The sequence below is a fragment of the Marinifaba aquimaris genome (assembly GCF_013328345.1).
GTDB classification, from domain to species: Bacteria; Pseudomonadota; Gammaproteobacteria; order Enterobacterales; family Alteromonadaceae; genus Marinifaba; species Marinifaba aquimaris.
Map to the genome: position 1 here is coordinate 14624 of NZ_JABULX010000012.1, position 21874 is coordinate 36497.

The 21874-nt window shown below is 40.8% G+C and carries 17 protein-coding genes; all 17 read right to left on the reverse strand.

The genetic code is table 11. The features are described from left to right. Positions 1-2: 2 nt before the first annotated feature. Positions 3-1346, reverse strand: coding sequence for a sensor histidine kinase (locus HR060_RS09320; RefSeq protein WP_174200035.1), 1344 nt, complete (start codon positions 1344-1346; stop codon positions 3-5). A gap of 22 nt (positions 1347-1368) precedes the next feature. Further along, a complete protein-coding gene (locus HR060_RS09325) occupies positions 1369-2016 on the reverse strand; it encodes a hypothetical protein (protein ID WP_174200036.1) in 648 nt (215 codons plus the stop codon). Positions 2017-2134: 118 nt separating this feature from the next. After that, entirely contained in the window at positions 2135-3316 is a 1182-nt protein-coding gene (locus HR060_RS09330) for a transporter (RefSeq protein ID WP_174200037.1), read from the reverse strand. Positions 3317-3466: 150 nt separating this feature from the next. Continuing rightward, positions 3467-4072 carry an HvfX family Cu-binding RiPP maturation protein gene (locus HR060_RS09335; RefSeq protein ID WP_174200038.1) on the reverse strand — a complete coding sequence of 202 codons (606 nt, stop codon included), beginning with the start codon at positions 4070-4072 and terminating at the stop codon, positions 3467-3469. 123 nt (positions 4073-4195) lie between these two features. Continuing rightward, a complete protein-coding gene (locus HR060_RS09340) occupies positions 4196-5878 on the reverse strand; it encodes a sugar MFS transporter (protein WP_174200039.1) in 1683 nt (560 codons plus the stop codon). A gap of 134 nt (positions 5879-6012) precedes the next feature. After that, positions 6013-7353, reverse strand: a complete 1341-nt coding sequence (gene tilS / locus HR060_RS09345; protein WP_174200040.1) for a tRNA lysidine(34) synthetase TilS — start codon at positions 7351-7353, stop codon at positions 6013-6015. A 69-nt stretch (positions 7354-7422) separates the two neighbouring features. After that, entirely contained in the window at positions 7423-8379 is a 957-nt protein-coding gene (accA, locus tag HR060_RS09350; protein WP_174200041.1) for an acetyl-CoA carboxylase carboxyl transferase subunit alpha, read from the reverse strand. A 27-nt stretch (positions 8380-8406) separates the two neighbouring features. Next, entirely contained in the window at positions 8407-11913 is a 3507-nt protein-coding gene (gene dnaE / locus HR060_RS09355; RefSeq protein ID WP_174200042.1) for a DNA polymerase III subunit alpha, read from the reverse strand. A 93-nt stretch (positions 11914-12006) separates the two neighbouring features. Next, positions 12007-12618, reverse strand: coding sequence for a ribonuclease HII (gene rnhB, locus HR060_RS09360; protein ID WP_174200043.1), 612 nt, complete (start codon positions 12616-12618; stop codon positions 12007-12009). Beyond that, positions 12618-13829: a lipid-A-disaccharide synthase gene (lpxB, locus tag HR060_RS09365; RefSeq protein ID WP_217434901.1), complete on the reverse strand. Its 1212-nt coding sequence runs from the start codon at positions 13827-13829 to the stop codon at positions 12618-12620. Before lpxB ends, rnhB begins: the two co-directional genes overlap by 1 nt. Positions 13830-13876: 47 nt before the next feature. After that, positions 13877-14659: an acyl-ACP--UDP-N-acetylglucosamine O-acyltransferase gene (lpxA, locus tag HR060_RS09370; protein ID WP_343044202.1), complete on the reverse strand. Its 783-nt coding sequence runs from the start codon at positions 14657-14659 to the stop codon at positions 13877-13879. 6 nt (positions 14660-14665) lie between these two features. Continuing rightward, on the reverse strand, positions 14666-15127 hold the full coding sequence (gene fabZ / locus HR060_RS09375; RefSeq protein ID WP_174200044.1) for a 3-hydroxyacyl-ACP dehydratase FabZ: 462 nt from the start codon (positions 15125-15127) through the stop codon (positions 14666-14668). Between the two features lie 83 nt (positions 15128-15210). Beyond that, a complete protein-coding gene (gene lpxD / locus HR060_RS09380; protein ID WP_174200045.1) occupies positions 15211-16245 on the reverse strand; it encodes a UDP-3-O-(3-hydroxymyristoyl)glucosamine N-acyltransferase in 1035 nt (344 codons plus the stop codon). 5 nt (positions 16246-16250) lie between these two features. Next, entirely contained in the window at positions 16251-16772 is a 522-nt protein-coding gene (locus HR060_RS09385; RefSeq protein ID WP_174200046.1) for an OmpH family outer membrane protein, read from the reverse strand. Positions 16773-16796: 24 nt separating this feature from the next. Further along, positions 16797-19307 carry an outer membrane protein assembly factor BamA gene (bamA, locus tag HR060_RS09390; RefSeq protein ID WP_174200047.1) on the reverse strand — a complete coding sequence of 837 codons (2511 nt, stop codon included), beginning with the start codon at positions 19305-19307 and terminating at the stop codon, positions 16797-16799. 22 nt (positions 19308-19329) lie between these two features. Then, entirely contained in the window at positions 19330-20679 is a 1350-nt protein-coding gene (gene rseP / locus HR060_RS09395) for a sigma E protease regulator RseP (protein WP_174200048.1), read from the reverse strand. A 9-nt stretch (positions 20680-20688) separates the two neighbouring features. Next, complete coding sequence (ispC, locus tag HR060_RS09400; RefSeq protein ID WP_174200049.1) at positions 20689-21873, reverse strand: 1-deoxy-D-xylulose-5-phosphate reductoisomerase; 1185 nt, start codon at positions 21871-21873, stop codon at positions 20689-20691. Between the last annotated feature and the right edge of the window lies 1 nt (position 21874).

Here is a 21874-nt window from a genome sequence, read left to right on the forward strand (position 1 = left end):
GTCTAAATTACCTTAGGTAAACGCAATTGAGTCAGCGCACCCTGCTCAGTATTTTGAATGCACAACTTTCCACCTAAGCGTTCAACCGTTGCATTGGCCAGCACGAGACCAAGTCCCATACCCTGTGCATCCTCACCTAACGCCTTTTTACCCAAGCTATGTAAAATATTACTATTGATACCTTGGCCGAAATCAAAAACATTAATTTCAATATAGTCTTGTTGGTGATAACGAGCGAGATTCACCAACACCTTTACCTTATCACACCCCTCAGCTAGGCTCGCTCTGGCGGCATTCTCAAGTATATTGATTATCGATAATTCAAGGTTTAAGTTAATTTCAATTTGGACTTGTGTGACCTTAGGGTCAATATTTAAATCTTGTATAATATCGTTGTGAGTAACCCACCAAGTGCGATAAACCTGCTCGATAAAGTCGGCAGCATTGACATTTTTTTGAGCTTCAGGTTGGTTAGAGCGCGCTTGATTGGAGATCTGTTGGACACTGTTTTGGCAGCGTTTAATTTGCTCTTCTAATTCTTCGGTTAAATCTTCAAATTCAAAACGATCAGCTTGAGTTAAATCAGCCTCTTCAATACTCTGTTTAAATTCATCGATCAATAAATTAGCCGCGGAAATTGGCGTTGCTAGAGCATGCGCTGCATTAGCAGCAGTGGTCGCAACGGCGAGAATTTGCTCATCTCGCAGTTGTTTTTCTTTTAACTCACTTATTTGCTGTTCTTTGTTCAGTAACCATTGTCTTTGCAGCGTTAAAAACCAATTCATTAACATGGAAGAAAAAACAAACGTCAGCCACATTCCTAACACATGTTCATTAAAAAAGGCCTGATTATCTGATGCAGGTTTGTCATCAACCATATGATGCATATGATGATGCACAGTGTTGTGATTAGTATGGTGGTTTGCGTGTTCGTTACTTTGGCCATCAAATAAACTAAATAAAAAGCTATATACACAGATAGCAATTAGCCAAATCAACCAAGCCACTTTTTTGTGTTGGCAAACGGCTGCAACCACTATGGGTATATATAAAATCGAGACTGCGGCATTACTTGCCCCACCGTATTGGTTTAACAACAAAGCATAAAATAACGTTTCACAGACCAGTGCAGGTAGCCTTGCCGTTTCTTCATTTAGTTTAAATAAAACCTGAAGTTTATTTTGCTGTAATAAAGCCAGTAGTAGCGCATATCCAGCTGATAGGGATAAAAAACCAAACGTTAACTGAGCGCCAGATAAGACAAGTGTTAGAAAGATAGCCAGTAACACTAACCAAGGTAGGCTGTTAAATACTTTATTTTGCGATACGTAGGATAAAAAACTCATAACAAAAAGAACCATCAAGTGGTTAAAACAGCTTACCTTCTCGTTGCCATTGCTCTTCAAGCTCTGCGAGTTTGGGCTGAAGCTTAGGGTGGTATTTGCCATAAAAATTCGTCTTAGGGTATAACTCAGTTTCCCCGGCATAAAAGCGTTTAGCAAAGTCAAAATCACCTTGGCTTGCTGCTAATAAGACTAATACGGCACCTTGTTGGTAACAAATTTCTTTTTGTTTGGCTAAGGCAAGTACCGTCGCGTCATCTTTAGCGCCCGGCCAAGCTTGCTGTAAATAAGCCTCGCCTTGAATAATCCAGCGGCGAATCTCCTCTTTTGCTAATTCTTTGTCATCAAACGTGCCCGGGGTAGGATGCCGGAACCATCTATCTTTTAATAAACTTTTATTGCGTATATTTAATTTTTGCTCAAAAAATGTAAATTGGTTTTTGTGCTTACATTCAAAGACTTTATCCATGTATTTAGTAAATTTAGGCAAATACACACCGGTATCATAATCAAAGCTGGTAAAGCCAGGCCTGCAGTGAAAATTAGTATAAATGACCCAATGCAAACCCTTATTGGCTCGATTTACAAATTGCTGATTGATAAATTGCCAATTATCAAATTCACTGGCCACTTCTTTACACAATGCCAATAGGGCCTTTCTGTTTGCGCTCATGGTTTTACTTATCGATAAATAATAGATAAAAGATTCTATCGTTTTTTTATAGGCTATCAAGCCAATAAAAAAGGACAACTTAACGGTTGTCCTTTTTTTAAACGTCCATCAAAGCGGCTTAGAACGCCATTTGCCAGCCAAGTGTTGCCGTCCAATCTGTTTTCATTTGAATGCCGTCATAGTCTTGTGAAATAGGTGTAGATATTTCAAAAGCAATTCGCTGACCGGATAAAGCACCATCAGTAAATAAATAGTTAGCACCAATGGCAGCATCCACTAATGTGCCACCGCGCTGCTTTGGATCAGCAGTAGGCATCATCATAGGATTTAAGCGATCATCCATACCTGAGTAGTTATCTTTATCTGTAACCGATAAACGCAACGATGTGCTTAAACTTTGAGCCCAACTGTAGCTAACCCAGTTGTGAACCAGGAATTTATCGCCTGGTTTGTAATCTTCATCATTTTCATCAAGTGCCGTTTCATAGTTAGCTTGAAAACCGTATTGCCAATCTTGATGTTGGTATACATAGGTGAATGCACCAAATAGATTGTAAGTACCTGTGCCAAGTTGCATTGGATAACCAGATACCACTTTTTTACCCATGGCATTGGTGTGCATCACATCAATATCACCCGTTGGTAAATTTAAACCCACATTAAAGTGCGTTCTATAATTTTCACCTTCAATACCGCGAATTAACGCACCTAAGCGGCTATCACCAAAACCACTGCTCGACATGCTCGTTTGCATATCCATTGTCATGGTGTGCATTGCATTATCCATGTCCGCATGCATGTCATCCATGCCAGTGTGCATATCTGAATCCATGCCGTTGTGCATATCATTCATGCCGGCATCCATATCCATGTCGGTCATATCTGAATGCATATCGCCCATGCCATCGCTGTGATCCATCGACATTTGCATACGCATAACCGAGTCCATTTCATTATCTAAATAATTGGTCATGAACATTAATGTGATGTCATCAGTTGGCGCATACATCATGCCAAACATATGCATCTTCATGGTCATTTCTTTTGGCACCATCATGTAATCATTTAACGCTTCATCGATGCTGATATCGTCATCACCTTTCATCAAATCAGCCATATCCATATGCATATAACGATATGACACCATCCACTCCCCTTCTTTGTGAAGGTGATCGCCCATTACAGCAATAGGCGCATGCCCATCGGCACGAGCCGTTGTATGCGCATGGGTGTTAGTAGAAAAACAAGCTGTGGCCACAGCTGCGGCTAAAATTGATGATTGGAAAGCTTTGATATTCATAATGAAACTGCACTTGTTATAATTTTGTTACATTTATAGTATCAAATCACAAACAAAAAAGGGTGCGACATATTGTCGCACCCCAGTATTAGTTGAGTTAGCTTATATGAGTTAGCTATTTGCGTTAACTAATTGGATATCAATCAATAGTTAGTCTGTTTGTTTTTTAATTAGCGCTTTTGATAAATAGTAATCAACACTGACATAGCGACCACCGCCATAGAAAAAGAGCACCATCAACATAAATAAGTACGTGATGGCAAATTCAATACCGTTATTGAGAATGACAAAACTACCGGAACTCGTTAGCCAATCGTAATTACCGTATTCTTGCAAAATACTTTTTGCCATCGCCAATTTTTCTTGTGCCGCAATGACATTGTCATTTGCCAGCCAGCTACCACCATCTGCAATGGCTAACCAACCATTTTCAATATGCACACTAAATGCAGCGACAAACATGGTCACCATTAACGGGATACTGACCCACCTAGTTGCTAAGCCAATAATAAGTAGTATTCCCCCACCTAGTTCGGCCGCAATGGCTAAAAAGGCCATTACCCCTGGTAGTGGCATGCCCAAATAGTCACCAAACCACTGTACCGTACTATCAAAAGCTGAGAGTTTGTTGTAACCGGCCTGGATCATAATGGGCGCTAAGTACAGCCTTAAAAGTAACAGTGGTAAGCCGTCTAAGCACTTGGATTTATCTAATAATTGATGCAGTGGCAGGTAGAATCTCTCGATTGCGTTCATTGTTGTTCCTATGTATTTTCCGTTATTAGATAAGACCGTGAAATTGGCTGTTTTATTTCAGGCAAAAAAATACCGCTTATTAAAATAAACGGTATTTTTATCATCTAACTTATCTCAAGCGTATTACGACTCAGCCACTTCATCTGCTTTGAGTGTAGTGATCTTACCTGTGTAATAGCCCTTCATTGCATAGAAGAGTATGTAGGCGTAACAAACAGCACATAGTAAGAATGCCAATTTGTAACCTACGCTATCAGCGATAGCACCTATTGCCAGTGGAATAACTGCACCGCCAAATACACCCGCAACCATGACACCAGAACCTTGAGAAGTGTGTTTGCCTAATTTAGCAATACCCAAAGTAAAGATTGAAGGCCACATGACTGAATGGCACAAACCACACAGTACTAGACAGATAGCAGCAACGGGCACGCTAATACTCTCAAACCCCATAGAGAAAGGACTTGGGTTAAGAACAAATACCGAAACATCCATAAAGCTATTTAAGGTAAATGGCATGAAACTTAATGCCAGTAATACAATTGCTGCAATCGTTACAAAACGCAAAATGACCTGAGCTTCCACTTTGGTGCCAACATAAGAACCAATGAAACGCCCTACCATTGCACTACCCCAATAATAAGCAAGGAGTGATGCAGCGAGCATATGATCTATGCCGCCCATTTCATCCGTTTCAAGATATAAAATTAAAATGGCACCGATAGATACTTCAACACCTACGTAGAAGAAAATAGCTAATGCACCGAGCTTCATGTGCATGTAATCCCAGGCAGAGCCATGAACGTGCTCACCTTCTTTGAGCTCTTCACTTTCTATCTTAGGTAATTTTACATAGACCAAAGCAATTGCGAGTAAGAATGTAATCACGGCAAGTGCAACGTATGGCACTAATACAGAATCGGCGTTTTTCAGTTTATACGCCCACCATACATCTTTGGCTTGACCTTCAATTGTGGCAAATTGCTCAGATGTGAAAATAGTTAAGACAATTGGTTTTACTTGTCGCAACAATTGGTCTGCTTGTTCAGGTGTGGTGCGTTTAAGATCAGCAACTGCTGGAGAGATAATTTCAACCGCTCGGGTTAAACCTTGCTCATCAAGTTGGCGAACAATTTGATAATCTAACGTGTTTTTTAATGAGGCAAGTGCTGCTACCGATGTCAGTTCCGGATTATCTTGCTCGACCGATAAGCTATAAATCGATTTTACATTGTTGATATCACTTGGTTTTGGGAATTCAGGAGAAGCAATGTGCTGAAGAATAAAAGCACCACCTATGATAGGCCCAATAAAGGTTGCAGTTGAATTCAGTGCCCCACCAAGGTTTAGCCGCGATGCACCTGTTTCAGGTGGCCCGAGCGCAATCAAATAGGGGTTTATACACACTTGCAGTAATGTTAACCCGGATGCGACAACAAATAGCGCAAGGAGGAAGATCCAATATTGCACAGCATGAGCCGCTGGCACAAACAGTGCTAAGCCAAGACCAACGGTTGCCAACGCACCAATAATACCTTTTTTAAAGCCTATCTTTTGAACGATCATACCGGATGGATATGACCAAACTAAATAAGCGCCAAAAAAGACAAACATCACTAGCATTGCGTCTTGGTTGGTCAAGCTAAAGAGATCTTTTAATCGAGGGATCAAAACATCGTTAAGAACAGTGATAAAGCCAATCATGAAGAAGAGTGTCACCATGATGACTAAAGCCAAGCCGTATTTACTACTACCTTGGTTGTCTGTAGTGACAGCACTACCGCCCGTAGGCATTGCACCAGCCATAAAATGATTCCTTATTGCAGTTTAGAAACTGATTACATCGGTTAGGTAATCTAAACATTAAGCTTAGCTAAGGAAAAGCGTTAAGTACAAGATATTGAAGAAAATTTTCTGAATATAAATTCACTAAACTCGGGTTAATTGGGCGTCAATTTCAACTCAATGCTATCTTCACCCAAGTTGCAATGATGAGTTTGCTCTACCCATAACCCCACTGCAGCAACTAATTTTTCATCATAAAAAATGAAGGGAACACGAGAGCGAAGCCATGGCGGTACCGAATATTCATGCAGTAATTTTTTCACTGACCGGCTGCCAGCTCTGCCATAGGGTTTAGCTTTTGTACTACCCGGTATTTCAAATCTAATGCTCACTTGTTGATTATTATCAGGTGCTTTTAAATTGCCTTGCTGACCTCTTACCATCTGTAAAATACGATCATCTTCTAGTTTAATAGTTGCTTGGCCAATCCACTTGATATCACAATACTTGTTATCAGGCGCTAACTTTTGCAAATAAAGATGACCTTGATAATGGCGGATAGAAAACTCTCCAAGCTTGAAATTAAGCCCTGAGTCCGATTCACTATCTCTTATTTGCTTTAACAATTCTTCGAGCTGAGCAAGTGAAGGCATATCAATTTGGTGATCATTTAACCAAAGCCTAATCAGGTTTTTTTGTCTTAAATCAGAAAGCAGTAGCAGTGATGCAATGTTAAGGCGCTGCTCATCCAAGACAGATGCTAGGTCGGTTTTAGCGACCTCTTCAACTAAATCCGCATATTCACCACATAACTGTGCACTTCTAGCAACACAGTCAGCAAAGCCTGAAAACCTTTGTTCAAGCTCAGGGATCACTTCATTGCGATAGTAATTTCGATCAAACCGATTATCGAGGTTACTTTCATCATCAACCCAAGATAATTGTTGTTGCTCTGCATATGCGACAAGTTGCTTTCGTTTGAAAGTAAGTAAAGGTCTAACCAAGTATATACTTTGGTTCAGCGGCCTGACAGATGACATGGCACTAAGTCCTTTAGGTCCACTTCCCCTATTTAACCTAAGTAAAAACGTTTCAACTTGATCGTCTAAATGCTGGCCAGTAAAAACGAGCGCCTTACCCGATATTGCCTTTTCAATTAATTGATAACGAGCATCTCTGGCCTGTGCTTCTAAGCTCAGTTGAGCTTGTGGCTTAATTTCGGCTTTTAATACTTCACAATCTAAAGACAGTGACTGTGCAACGTTTTGACAATGCTGCGCCCATTTATCGGCATTTGGGCTTAAACCGTGATGAACGTGCAATGCCTTAAGTGAAATATCTGCTCGGTTTTGACAGTAATGCGCAAGTAAATGAAACAAACAAATGGAATCTAAACCGCCACTTAACGCAACATACCACTGCTGCTTAGCATTTGAAGCAAGTGAGTGCTTATCGAGTAACTGAGTTAAAGATTGATTAAAATGGTGTTGTTTCATATCAGTGATTAAATTGAAAAAAAATGCCGCTAATAAGCGGCATTTTTATGTACTTGCATTATCGAAGACTTAGCAATAGCCGAATGACATTAAACGGTTATAACGCTCATCTCTTAAAGTATCTGTATCTTTTTCTTTTAACTCTGCAAGTTGCTGAGTTAATAATTGCTTGATGTTATGAGCCATAAAATCAAAATCACGGTGTGCACCACCTAATGGCTCTTCGATAATTTCGTTAATTAAGTCTAGCTCTTTTAAACGCTGAGCTGTAATACCCATAGCTTCAGCTGCAACAGATGCTTTTTCAGCACTCTTCCATAAAATAGAGGCACAGCCTTCAGGCGAAATAACTGAGTAGGTAGAATACTGAAGCATATTTACGCGATCACCAACACCGATAGCTAATGCACCACCTGAACCACCTTCACCGATAACAGTACAGATAACAGGTACTTTTAAATTAGCCATTACCTTTAAGTTTTTAGCAATGGCTTCACTTTGACCACGCTCTTCAGCACCTACACCTGGGTATGCACCTGGGGTGTCGATGAAAGTAATGATAGGCATATTAAAGCGCTCAGCCATTTCCATTAAACGCAATGCTTTGCGGTAACCTTCTGGGCGAGGCATACCAAAGTTACGTCTAATTTTCTCTGCAGTGTCACGGCCTTTTTGTTGACCGATGACCATAACTGACTCGCCGTTAAAGCGCGCAATACCACCAACAATCGCTTCGTCATTTGCATAAGCACGATCGCCTGCTAATTCATCGAATTCAGTAAAAATTAAATCGATGTAGTCTTGGGTGTATGGACGTTTTGGATGACGTGCAATTTGTGCAACTTGCCATGCACCTAAGTCTGAAAAGATCTTCTCACTCAGCTCTTTGCTTTTTTGCTTTAAGCGACTGATCTCTTCTTCAATGTCCATATCTAATTCAGAGCCTTGGTTTACGTTTTTTAGCTCTTCAATTTTTGCTTCAAGCTCAGCAACTGGCTGCTCGAAATCTAAGAAATTCAAACTCATTCTGTTACCTGTGATAAATCTTTCACGTTAATAAATCAGTCTTGCTTGGTTTTCACCGGCAATTTGTTGTAGATCATACAACAAACGGTCCTCTGGTGTCACATACCAATCAATACCTAATTGAATTTTTGCAGCTGCTTGATCCGTTTGATAATTTATAACCAAAGGAACAGCACCTTCTTTGTAGGGTTCTAGGCAATCATGCAAGGTATTGATAAAGTTTTTACCAAAATGATTACCGGTTAAATTAACTTCTAATGCCGATACCGTTTTCTCGCGCATTTGCACAATTGACGTCGCTTGTTTACAGCTCATACAGTTTCCGCCAGAAAAGTCGTCATAGCGCACTGAGCCTTCACAAATGATGACATTGTCTTTTTCTAACAGTGTTTCGTATTCTTCAAATGCATCAGGGAAAAACTGCACATCGATGCGGCCGCTCTTATCATCTAACGTCACAATTGCCCAGCGACGCCCTTTTTTATTAACCATGGTTTTCACACCTATGATTAAGCCAGCTGCTTTTGCGATCTGATCTCGACGTCCAGGTTCAAGATCGGCAATGCGGCTTTGTATGTAGTGTCCTAGCTCTTTACGATATCGGTTTATCGGGTGGCCAGTTAAGTACAGACCTAATGTTTCTCTTTCAGCCTCTAGCCAGATTTCTTCAGGCCACTTAGGTACATTGGCAAAAGCCATTTCAACATCTTCAGGTTCAGTGGTTAACACACCGAATAAGTCTGATTGTCCGATTTGTTGATCTTTGGCATGTTGCTCTGCTGCACGCATTGCATCCGAGACACTGGCAATTAAAATGGCGCGATAAGGGCCTGGTTTATCCCCTTCTGGTATTGTTGGCCCTAACTTGTCCATAGCGCCTGCTTTGATAAGGTTTTCTAATACGCGGCGGTTAATTTTCTTTAAATCGACTTTATTACAGAAATCAAACAAATCACTGAATTTACCGTGTTCTTCACGAGCAGAGATAATGGCCTCAATCGGACCTTCACCCACACCTTTAATAGCTCCAATACCGTAAACAATTGCATTTTGGTCATTTACCGTAAATTTATACTGGCCGGCATTAACATCAGGTGGCTCGATGATGATTTTCATGCGATCACATTCATCAACAAGCGTCACGACCTTATCGGTATTATCCATATCAGCAGACATTACCGCAGCCATAAACTCTGCAGGATAATGCGCTTTCATCCAAAGTGTTTGGTATGACACTAGCGCGTATGCAGCAGAGTGCGACTTGTTAAAACCGTAACCCGCAAATTTCTCTACCAAGTCAAAGATTTTCATCGCCAAGTTGCCATCAATACCATTATTGACCGCACCCTCTTCGAATACACTTCGCTGTTTGGCCATTTCTTCTGGTTTTTTCTTACCCATGGCACGACGAAGCATGTCAGCACCACCCAGTGTATAACCAGACATCGCCTGGGCAATCTGCATTACCTGTTCTTGATAAAGAATAATGCCGTATGTAGGCTCAAGAATTTCTTTTAAGCATTCGTGTTGGTATTCAGCATCAGGATAAGAAACTTCTTCTCTACCGTGTTTACGGTCAATGAAGTTATCTACCATGCCCGATGATAATGGACCCGGTCGGAACAAGGCTACCAAGGCGATCATATCTTCAAAGCAATCAGGTTGGAGACGCTTGATAAGATCCTTCATACCTCGTGATTCAAGCTGGAAGACCGCGGTTGTTTCAGAACGCTGTAACATCGCAAAGCTTTTAGCATCGTCAACCGGAATAGCGGCGATATCGATTTTTTCTTTGCCTTTTTTCGCATTTCTGACATCGGCCATGTCAATCGCCCACTGCAAAATAGTCAGTGTTCTTAAACCTAAGAAATCGAATTTAACTAAACCTGCTGTTTCAACATCGTTTTTATCAAACTGGGTTACCGGTTGTTTACCCTCTGAATCACAATATAAAGGCGCAAAATCTGTGATGGTTGTTGGAGAAATAACCACGCCACCAGCATGTTTACCAGCATTACGCGTAGTGCCTTCTAGCTTACGCGCCATATCGATCATGGCTTTTACTTCTTCATCAGCATCGTAAGACTCTTGTAACCTTGGCTCGACATCAAATGCTTTAGCCAAAGTCATACCAGGATCACCCGGAATGAGCTTAGAGATACGATCAACAAAACCATAACCGTGACCTAATACCCTACCTACGTCTCGAATAACGGCTTTAGCAGCCATCGTACCGAAGGTGATAATTTGCGATACCGCATCTCGACCATAAAGCTCAGCTACGTGGTCGATTACTTCATCACGTCTATCCATACAAAAATCGACATCGAAATCTGGCATAGAGACACGTTCTGGGTTTAAGAAACGCTCGAAAAGTAAGTCAAATTCGAGCGGATCAAGGTCGGTAATTTTTTGTGCATAAGCGACGAGTGAACCGGCACCAGAACCACGACCAGGACCTACGGGGATATTGTTATCCTTACTCCACTGGATAAACTCCATAACGATTAAGAAGTAGCCTGGAAACCCCATTTGGTTGATAACGTCCATTTCAATTTGTAGACGCTCATCATATTCGCCGCGCTTTTGTGCTCTTTCTTCAGGATCTGGGAATAAGAACTCTAATCGGTCTTCTAAGCCCTCTTTCGAAACTTTAACTAAGTAGTCTTCATCAGAGAGGCCACCTGTTGGGAATTTTGGTAAGAAATATTCGCCTAAACGAACAGTAACGTTACAACGCTTAGCAATTTCTACAGTATTGGCGAGTGCTTCAGGAATATCTTCAAAACGACGACACATTTCCGCTTCGTCACAAAAATACTGTTGTTCAGAGAAACGTTTAGGTCGATTGGGGTCTGCAAGCGTAAAACCATCATTTATTGCCACACGGATTTCATGAGCTTCAAAATCATCAGCTTCTAAAAACACGACTTCATTAGTAGCCACAACAGGAAGTGATAATTGATGCGCTAAATCGACCGCAGCGTGAATATAGGTTTCTTCATCTTTACGACCTGAGCGAATAAGCTCTAAATAGAAATGATTAGGGAAATGTTCTAAATAAAATTGGGCTCGTTCAGATGCTAAGGCCAAGTTTCCTTTAACTAAAGCTTCACCAATATCCCCGTTAACTGCACCAGATAGTAAAATAATGCCTTCGGCATATTCAGCTAACCAAGCTTTGTCAACGACTGCTTTGTCTTGTATAGAGCCTCTTTGATAGGCTTTAGATATCAATAAAGTGAGGTTTTTATAACCTTCATTGTTTGTACAAAGTGCAACTAATCTGAAGATTTCATTTTCCATATCATCAGATTGCACCCACAAATCAGCACCGACAATAGGCTTGATACCCGCACCGTGGGCAGCGCCATAAAAACGAACTAAACCACATAAATTCATTTGATCGGTAATAGCAAAGGCAGGCATGCTTAACGACTCTGCTTTGGCGACAAGCGGTTTGGTTTTTGCTACGCCATCAACCATAGAAAAGTCAGAGTGGACTCTGAGATGAACAAATTTGGGGTCAGTCATAAATTGGCTACTATTATCAGTATTATTATCTGTGGTTATCTTTAGTTCGTTAGTTTGTGCTTTATCAGAATGAGTGTCGGCCTGCTGGCGCTTTCAATTTTTATGCGCAAGTAATGCACGCATCACTGGTTTAAAGCTCTTTCTGTGTTGGTCTATTGCACCGAACTGCTCCAGCTTCTCCATATGCAACTTAGTTGGGTAACCTTTGTGCTTTTCAAACTGATAATCAGGATAAAGCTTAGCTAATTCAACCATTTGCCTATCTCGATATTCCTTAGCCAGTATTGATGCAGCAGCAATGGCTTTTATTTTACTATCACCTTTGACGATTGCCTGACAGGGTGTGGAAATATCTAATACCTTGTTGCCATCTACTAATACATGCTCAGCCTTAACTGGTAAAAGCTCAAGAGCTCGTTTCATGGCTAAAAAGCTAGCTTGCAAAATATTGATATCATCAATTTCAGCTGGGCTGGCTTCTGCCACTGCAAAACTGAGTGCTTTTTCTTTAATTTCTATTTCAAGTAAGGCACGCTTCTTTGCCGATAACTTTTTAGAATCAGCTAAGCCTTCAATTGGCTTATCAGGGTCTAGAATAACCGCAGCCGCCACGACAGAGCCTACAAGAGGCCCTCTGCCTACTTCATCCACACCTGCAATGAGGTGAGTTTCAATAGGCGCTAGAATGATTTCTTCTTCAGTCATTATTTGTTCTGTATAAGGTTAGCGATTGCCAGTGAAGCGTGTTTGCCCGCATCTTTTTTCAGCGTTAAATGTAAATCTGTATAAGTTTGAATGAGTGCATCTTGCTTATCAAACATTAAGTGTTCTATTTCAGTGACTAAATTCTCTGGTGTGACTTGTTCTTGTAAAAGCTCTTTTACTAAAGCTCTATTGGCTAGCAAATTAGGTAATGAGAAGTGAGCTATTTTGACCATACGTTTGAAAATTTGATAAGACAGCCACTTAAACTTGTAACCAACAACCATAGGCCTTTTAATTAACATCGCCTCTAAAGTAGCGGTACCTGAAGCCATAATTAGCACATCGCTTGCCGCCATTACCACTCTAGAGTCATCACCGAAAAAGTGGAGTTTGAGATCCGGTGCTACATCTTGTTTGATAGCTTCAAGTTGAGCCCGCCTCTTTTCATTGACAAAAGCAGTGATGACCTGCAATGTTTTCCCTTGTTTTTGAGCTTTATCGACTAACTGCTGAGCGGCCTTTAAATACTCAGGCCCAAGGAGTGCAACTTCTGCATTTCGGCTACCACAAAAAAGCCCTAACGTTGTAGTATCCGTTAAACCTAATTGCTTACGCGCTTGTGTTTTAGATGATTCAAGAGGTATTTGATCCGCTAAAGTATGGCCTACAAATTGGCAAGGTACGTTAAATTTGTCATAGAACGCTTTCTCAAAAGGCAATAAGGCAAGTACTAAATCCGTTGCTGCTTTTACTTTAAACACGCGCTTTTGGCGCCAAGCCCAAATAGAGGGGCTGACGTAATGAACGGTTTTAATGCCCACACTTTTGAGTTCACGCTCTAGCGTCAAATTAAAATCAGGTGCATCGATACCAATAAAGATATCTGGAGGACTGGCTTGCCACTTTTGAATCAGTGTTTTTCGTATAAAGAGCAGTCTTCTGAGTCTACCCAGGACTTCTACAAGCCCCATCACAGCCAACTCTTCCATTGGAAAATAGCTTTGGCAGCCCTGCTCTAACATTCCTTTCCCAGCTATGCCTTCAAAAGAGGCATTTGGATAAAGCTTTTTTAATTCTTGAATCAAGTTAGCCCCAAGAATATCTCCAGATACTTCGCCGGCTACAATGGCTATTTTTAAAGGCTTGGAGGAAATAACAGCCGTAGACTCTGATTCAATACTGTCTACTTGTTGTTCAGCATTATTATTCATTATTCGGCGCTGTAAAATATGAAAAAGCTACCTAAGGTAGCTTTTATTTATCGGATGATACCGCGTTCTGAGAGCGCAATAAAGTCAACAAACTCTTTAAGTGCGGGTTGATTATCTGCCTCGGTTGAGATGCGCTCAATCGCTTCGGTTAAGGTTAACCCTTTGCGATAAATGGTCTTGTAAGCATCGCGTACTGCTTTGATTGCTTCTGGTGAAAAACCACGGCGCTTTAAACCCTCAGTGTTAATACCATGCGGTACCGCGTTTTGCCCTGCCACCATAACATAAGGGGGAATATCTTTGACGACAACAGAACCAACAGCACAAAAGGAATGACTTCCTACTTTACAGAATTGATGCACTCCCGTAAATCCACCTAAAATAGCCCAGTCCCCCACATGTACGTGGCCCGCCAATGTAGCATTATTAGCTAAGATATTGTTATCGCCGACGATACAGTCATGAGCAACATGGGCGTAGGCCATAAACAAATTATTAGAACCAACTTTAGTCAAGCTGTTATCTTGGCTAGTACCTCGGTGAATGGTAACCGATTCACGAAAAACGTTGTTGTCACCAATGATTAATTCTGTTGGTTCACCTGGGATAAATTTTTTATCTTGGCAATCTTCACCAATCGAAGCAAATTGAAATATACGGTTGCCTTGACCAATTTTGGTCGGGCCTTTAATGACAACATGCGAGCTTATTTGGCAGTTATCACCGATAACAACATTTGCACCAACATAAGTCCAAGGGCCGATAGCAACATTGGCGCCAATTTGGGCACCCTCTTCTATAATTGCAGTTTGATGGATAAGATTGCTCACGCTTGATTACATCTCTCTAGCAGCACACATGATATCTGCAGCACATGCTACTTCGCCATCAACTTTCGCTTCACAGGCAAATTTCCACATACCGCGACGTTCTTTGATTAATTCTGCGTGTAATTCCAAGCGATCTCCAGGCACAACTGGACGCTTGAAACGCACATTATCAATAGATGCTAATAAGTAAAGCTCATTACCTGTACGACCGCCACGCGCTTGCATCGTTTTAAAGCCTAGTACACCTGTTGCTTGAGCAAGTGCTTCTACAATTAGCACACCAGGGAAAATTGGCTTACCTGGAAAGTGACCATTAAAAATAGGTTCGTTGATTGTGATGTTCTTGTAGCCGTGGATAGATTTTTCAACTTCAAAATCAACTACACGGTCAATTAATAAAAATGGATAACGGTGGGGTAATAATTCAAAAATTTCTTGGATATCAACCGTATTTAGCTCTGTGCTCACAACAAAATTCCTATGGTGCTCGTTTCGCTGAATTATAACGGATTTTATTCAGCTCACTATGCATTTCTTATTTCTTTATTTATTTAATCTTTAGCTTGTAACTCAGCTAAAGCTTTCTCTAACGATTTGACTCGATCAAATAAGCTGTCGACTTGTCTTAGCTTAACTGTATTTTTACGCCAAGATTTATTGTCAGTAGCAGGCATACCGGATGAGTAAACTCCCGCTTCATTTAAGCTTTTTGTTACCATCGAAAAACCAGTCACATGGACATCATCTGCAATATTGATGTGTCCATTTAATGCGACACCACCTGCCATAGTACAGCGCTTACCAATTTTGGTACTGCCAGCCATAATGACACCTGCTGCTAACGCTGTATCAGTATCGATTACTACATTATGTGCAATATGGACAAGGTTATCTATTTTCACACCATCGTGGATAATCGTGTCTTTGATGGTACCTCTGTCAATAGATGTGTTTGAACCCACTTCAACGTTATCGCCCAAAACAACATTACCCACTTGAGGGATTTTTACCCATTTGCCTTTATCATTAGCAAACCCAAAGCCATCCGATCCAATCACAGCATTTGCATGGATGATTGCATTACTACCTACTTTAGTACCAAAGTACAAACAAGCATTGGCGTATACACGGCAATTGTCACCGAGCTTTACCCCATGACCTATATAAGCACCTGATGCAATCTGACAGTTCTCACCCACTTCTGCGCCAGCTTCAATGGTACAAAATGGCGCCAATTTAGCACTAGACGCAACTTTAGCTGTAGGATGGATATTGGTTACATCAGCTTGCTCAATCGCTACATCTGGTGTTGGGTCTAGATATTGTGCAGTAAGTGCATATGCGAGATAAGGATTATTGCTCAATAATCGATTGCCAGCGAAATCATCCTTGTGGTTAGGATGTAAAATCACTACACCTGCTTGAGTATCACCAAGCTGAGATAAGTATTTCTTATCCGTTAAAAAAGTCGCTTGATTAACTGTAGCATCGGTGATGCTAGCAACAGAATCAATCTGCAGGTCAGCTTCACCAATAAGTTCAGAACCGGTATGTTCTGCTAATTCAGCAAGTGTAATTGATTTCATATTTCTTATTTAGCAGACGTTAATTTCTTTAATACTTTTTCTGAGATGTTTGCATCGCCATCTTCGTCAATGTATGCAACAGCGGCTGCTGTTAAAACGATGTCTAACTTTTCTTCTTTAGCGATCTCATCGATAGCACCTTTGATAAGAGCTGCAATTTTATTGCGCTCTTCAGTTTGACGTTGACGAATTTTAGCGTCTAACTCTTTACCTTTAGTTGTGTACTCTTGGCGAAGTTGCAACACTTTTTGCTGTGCTTCTTCTTTCTCTTTTTCGCTCATGGTAGCGCCATCACGCTTTAATTTTTCCATGTAGTAAGCGATATCTTTCTCAAGACGATTTACAGATTCGATTTGATCTTTAAATTCTGAACGAATAGCTGTTTCAACTTCTGCTGCTTGAGGTAATTGTTGAAAAACTGCTTGAGTGTTAATCACTCCAATTTTTTGTGCTGCAGTAGCGTTTGCTGCGAATAAACCAGTAGAAAGTGCCAAAGTTAAAGCAGCTGCTTTTGTAAAACGTTTCACTCTAATTCCCCTGTTATATTTTTCTTAGAATGTTGTACCTACGTTGAAACTAAAGAATTTAGTATCATCGTCATAGTATTTTTTAAGTGGTTTAGAAAAACTAAACACAATAGGTCCCATTGGTGAAATCCACTGCATGGAAAGACCCGCTGACGCTCTGAAACGTTCAGGATCAGAGTAATCATCGATTTTTTCAAGCTCACTCGCAGCTAAATCTTCATAGCGGCTTAAGCTGAATTCAGTATCCCATACATTACCCGCATCGACGAATAATGATGTTCTAAAAGATGTTGATGCTTCTTCTTCAACAAATGGTAATGGGAAGATTAACTCAATCGTCCCCAGTGCTTGGGCATTACCACCACTTGAACGGGCAACAGTGCCACCACCTGTTGTATATTTTCTTATCGTATCAAATTCAGGTCCCAAGAAGATAGGATCTGATTGGCCGTTTTCATCCGGAATCCCCTCTACTACCGTAGGGATACGCTGGAACATTTTAGGGCCTACAGAGTTATTTTCAAAACCACGCATGGTTGACTGGCCACCTGCACGGAAGTATTCCCAGATAGGTAACACGTGCTCATTGCCGTTGTCTAACTTACCGTAACCATTGGCGTAACCTAAACGCAAGCGAGAGGTAAATACCCAATTGTGTTTTCTGTCTAGTGGTAAGTAGTATTTGTTATCAAAATCGATTTTGAAATATTCGTTATCAGAGCCCGGCACAGTAATTTCACCGTTTAAGCGCTGCTGTGAACCATCTGTAGGGAACAAACCTTTGTTTAATGTGCTTCTAAACCAACCAGCACTTAACTCAAAGTTATCAAAAATTAACTTGTTATCAGTGTCATATGGGTCTTGATAAACATTAAAGAAAGCCTTTTGGTGCTCGTAACGCGTGCCAAATCCAGATAATTCATTATGCGCATAGGCGATACCATAACTAATGCGGTTAGTCTCGTTGATTGGGTAACCAACTTCGATACCAGCATTGACACGAATAACGTCGTATTCTTCAGTATTAGAGCGACCTTCACCATAGTTAATTTCAGAGTAACCTAGGCTACCACCAAGACTGACCCCATCAATTGTAAAATATGGGTCAGTGTATGAAATACTCGCACTCTTAGCATATGAATAAGTGTTAACTTTGAATGCTAATGTGTTACCTGTACCTAAGAAATTAGACTCTTGTACACCCGCTTGTAAGCTTAAACCCGTGGCATCGCCATAACCGACACCCGCATTAAATGAACCAGATGATTGCTCTTTTAGCGAGAACACTATGTCAACCTGATCGTCAGAACCTGGCAAACGAACAGTTTCAAATTCAACCGACTCGACATAAGGTAAACGCGCGATACGCGCTTTTGATAATTCGAGCATGTAGCTAGATAACCAAGCAGATTCCATCTGACGCAACTCACGACGAATTACTTCATCATCAGTGATGTCGTTACCCTCAATTAAGATCCGTCTGACATTCATTCGCTTACCTGGGTTAACACTTACAGTAAGCGAAACTTCACGGTTTTCGTCATCAATTTCAGGGATTGTTCTGATTTCAGGGAATGCATACCCCCAGTTACCGAGTGACTTTTTCATTGCTTCTTCAGCAGCGGTCACTTTTGCTGCATTGTATAAAGCCCCTTCAGGGAAATACATAATGCGTTTGAATACTTCGTCTTGGTTGACTAAATCACCAACAAATTCAACGTTGGATACAGTGTAAGTTTCACCCTCTTCGACATTCATCGTGACATATATTTGCTCTTTGTCAGGAGTCAGGGCTACTTGAGTAGAATCAATGCTAAAGCGAATGTAACCTTTATCTTTGTAGAAAGATTCAATCGTCTCCATATCACCTTGCAAAGTCTGCTTTTGGTAACGGTCATTGGTGAAAAAGTCCCACCATGGTAGATCAGCTTGAGATTCGATTTTACTCAATAAAACATCGTCAGAAAAAAGTTCATTACCCACGAGGTTGATTTGCTTTAACCTAGCTGGCTCACCTTCAGTGAAATTAAAAGTCAGCTTAACGCGATTACGCGGAAGATAAGTGACTAAAGCTTCAACATTTGCATTGTATTTACCAATGCTTTGATAGAAGTCTTCTAGGCCCTTTTCGATATTAGAAAGGATCGTCTTATCAAGTGGCTCACCCACTTTAATATTTTGTTGATCTAAGTTTTCTGTCAGTTGTTCGTCTTTTAAATCGTCATTGCCTTCAAGAGTAATTTCACTAATAGTCGGACGTTCTTGAACTTTAAAAATTAAAGAATCGCCATTTCGATAAGCTTCAATCGCTTCGAAGTGTCCTGAAGAGAAAAGAGATTTAATTGTTTGCGTTAAACGAAACGAATTGACTTTGTCGCCTGTTTGAAGAGGGATATAAGTTAAGGTCGCGCCCAAGGCTACACGCTGTAGACCTTTGACCTGAATGTCATCAATGACAAATTCATCTACCGCATACGCAGGTGATAAAAGTGCTAAACCTATGGCACCTGCAATTAAAGATTTTTTAAATGACATCTGGAAAACTCAAAAATTATTCTTATAAGCGAGATAAGTCGTTAAATATGGCAATGCCCATCAAGCTGAAAATAACAAATAAACCGATACGAAAACCAACTTCTTGTACATGCTCAGGCACTGGCTTTCCACTTACTAGCTCAATAAGGTAATAAAGTAAGTGCCCGCCATCAAGTACTGGTAGGGGTAAAAGGTTAATTATTCCTAAATTAATGCTAATAAAAGCCATAAAGCTCAAAAAGTAGACTATTCCATAGCTCGCTGTGGTCCCCGCACCTTGTGCAATTGTAACAGGACCGCTAAGTGCGTCTAAAGATACATCACCCGTTAATAATTTACCAACCATAGCAAAACTCAACATTGTCGTACGCCAAGTACGTTCTAATGCTGCAGGGAAAGCCTCGATTAGTGAATATTGTTCGACTTGTTTGTATTTTTCAGGCCAAGGTTCAATTTTCGGGACAATACCTAAAAAGCCTTGTTTTTTGTTATCAGCAGATTCTCTGACGCCTAATTTAATGTAAAGTTCCGTTGCGATACCATTTCGATTAACAACAAATTGTATAGTCTGCTCAGGGTTTGACTTAATTAGGCGGTCAACTGCCTGCCAATCAACAACGGGACTGCCGTCGATTGAAAGAAACTTATCGCCTGGCTTTAACTGGCCTGAAGCTGGCGAATTATCAGATACATGAACCACTTCAGGAATAATATTCGGACGATAAGGAACAATACCAAGAGAAGTGAGTAGATCTTCTTTTTCAGGCTGTGCATTCCACTCTTGAGTATCTAAGTAGACCGTTCGCGACTTTTGCTCTAATGACTCTGCTATTGAAAGCGTTGCCTGTGGCTCACCGATTGAACCCGCAAGCTCAAGTTGAACATCTTGCCAATTCACTACTTTATTGCCATTGACGTGAGTAATGATTACTTCTTCAGGGATATTTGCATTGGCAGCTATTGAGTCAGGTGCAGTATGACCAATAACAGGTTTAACGCTGCTCACACCAATATTTAGCATTAAATAAAATGCGACAATGGCAAACAGGAAATTAAATAGAGGCCCTGCTGCAACAACGGCAATGCGTTGTAAAACAGGTTTGTGGTTAAAAGCAAGGTGTTTTAAGTCATCAGGTACGGTATCGGTTCGCTCGTCCAACATGCGAACATAGCCCCCTAATGGAATGGCGGCTACCACATATTCTGTACCTTGCTTGTCATACCAACTGAAAAGCGGTTTACCGAAACCAACAGCAAATCGAATCACTCGAATGCCACATTTTCGTGCAACCCAAAAATGACCAAACTCATGGACAGTGACAAGCACGCCAATGAGGATAAGAAAGAAAGCTATATTCCATATAAATGCCATGACAATTTCCTAATTTAACAGCTCATGGGCTAAGCTACGCGCCTGTTTATCAATTTCCAGAATATCAGTTAAATTGCATGCTTTTTGCGGTGATAACTTTTCAAGAATCCGCGCATTGTATTTAGCGATATCAGTAAAGGCGATTTGGCCTTTTAAAAATCTATCTACGTGTTCTTCGTTTGCAGCATTTAATACCGTTGTCACTTCTTGACCTTGCCTAAATGCTTCTTTAGCAAGATAAAGATTCGGGTATCGTTCTTGGCAAGGCGCTTGAAAAGTAAAGCCGCTGCATTTAACAAAATCAAAAGGTTCAACAGTTGAAGTGATTCTTTTAGGCCAAGCCATAGTGTGGGCAATGGGGGTTTTCATATCTGGCTGTCCCATCTGTGCTAATACACTTCCGTCTTGGTATCGCACCATTGAATGGATAACAGACTGAGGGTGGATTAAGACTTCTATGAAATCAGGACTGACGCCAAATAAATAACACGCTTCAATAAACTCTAAACCTTTATTCATCATAGAGGCAGAGTCGACAGATATTTTTTGTCCCATAGACCAATTTGGATGTGCGCATGCTTGTTTTGGTGTCTTGAACGGCAAATCTTCAAGCGCAGTTTCTCTAAAAGGTCCACCAGAGCCAGTTAATATAATTGAAGTAACACCGTAGTCCTCAATTGACTTATCCAAGTAACCTTGCTGGTAATCTAACGGTAAGCTCTGAAAAATAGCATTGTGCTCACTATCAACTGGCAATAAACAAGCATTGTATTTTTTAACTTCGTCAATAAAGAGCTGGCCTGACATCACCAAGGCTTCCTTATTAGCCAATAGGATGCGTTTAGAGGCTCTAGCTGCAGCCAAGCAAGATCGCATACCTGCAGCACCGACAATGGCCGCAACGACTGTATCGACGCCCTCAGCGCTAGCAACACGTTCAAGTGCTTGCTCACCGAATTCTATTTCAACGTTTAATTGGTGTTGTTCTACTAATGTGCGAGCTTCTTTAGCCAAATCGGCACTGCCCACGACAATAACCTCAGGGCGAAACTTAACCGCCTGCTCGACCAATTTTTTTACTTGGCTATGGCCTGTTAATGCATATATAGAAAACTGTTCAGGGTTTGCTTCAACAACTGCAAGAGTACTGATACCAATAGAGCCTGTCGCCCCTAAAACTGTCAATTTTTGCATC

Excerpts from the sequence above, each read along its gene's own strand:
- HR060_RS09320 (WP_174200035.1), bottom strand. The coding sequence starts at position 1,346 with ATGAGTTTTTTATCCTACGTATCGCAAAATAAAGTATTTAACAGCCTA.
- HR060_RS09325 (WP_174200036.1), bottom strand. The coding sequence starts at position 2,016 with ATGAGCGCAAACAGAAAGGCCCTATTGGCATTGTGTAAAGAAGTGGCC.
- HR060_RS09330 (WP_174200037.1), bottom strand. The coding sequence starts at position 3,316 with ATGAATATCAAAGCTTTCCAATCATCAATTTTAGCCGCAGCTGTGGCC.
- HR060_RS09335 (WP_174200038.1), bottom strand. The coding sequence starts at position 4,072 with ATGAACGCAATCGAGAGATTCTACCTGCCACTGCATCAATTATTAGAT.
- HR060_RS09340 (WP_174200039.1), bottom strand. The coding sequence starts at position 5,878 with ATGGCTGGTGCAATGCCTACGGGCGGTAGTGCTGTCACTACAGACAAC.
- tilS (WP_174200040.1), bottom strand. The coding sequence starts at position 7,353 with ATGAAACAACACCATTTTAATCAATCTTTAACTCAGTTACTCGATAAG.
- accA (WP_174200041.1), bottom strand. The coding sequence starts at position 8,379 with ATGAGTTTGAATTTCTTAGATTTCGAGCAGCCAGTTGCTGAGCTTGAA.
- dnaE (WP_174200042.1), bottom strand. The coding sequence starts at position 11,913 with ATGACTGACCCCAAATTTGTTCATCTCAGAGTCCACTCTGACTTTTCT.
- rnhB (WP_174200043.1), bottom strand. The coding sequence starts at position 12,618 with ATGACTGAAGAAGAAATCATTCTAGCGCCTATTGAAACTCACCTCATT.
- lpxB (WP_217434901.1), bottom strand. The coding sequence starts at position 13,829 with ATGAATAATAATGCTGAACAACAAGTAGACAGTATTGAATCAGAGTCT.
- lpxD (WP_174200045.1), bottom strand. The coding sequence starts at position 16,245 with ATGAAATCAATTACACTTGCTGAATTAGCAGAACATACCGGTTCTGAA.
- bamA (WP_174200047.1), bottom strand. The coding sequence starts at position 19,307 with ATGTCATTTAAAAAATCTTTAATTGCAGGTGCCATAGGTTTAGCACTT.
- rseP (WP_174200048.1), bottom strand. The coding sequence starts at position 20,679 with ATGGCATTTATATGGAATATAGCTTTCTTTCTTATCCTCATTGGCGTG.
- ispC (WP_174200049.1), bottom strand. The coding sequence starts at position 21,873 with ATGCAAAAATTGACAGTTTTAGGGGCGACAGGCTCTATTGGTATCAGT.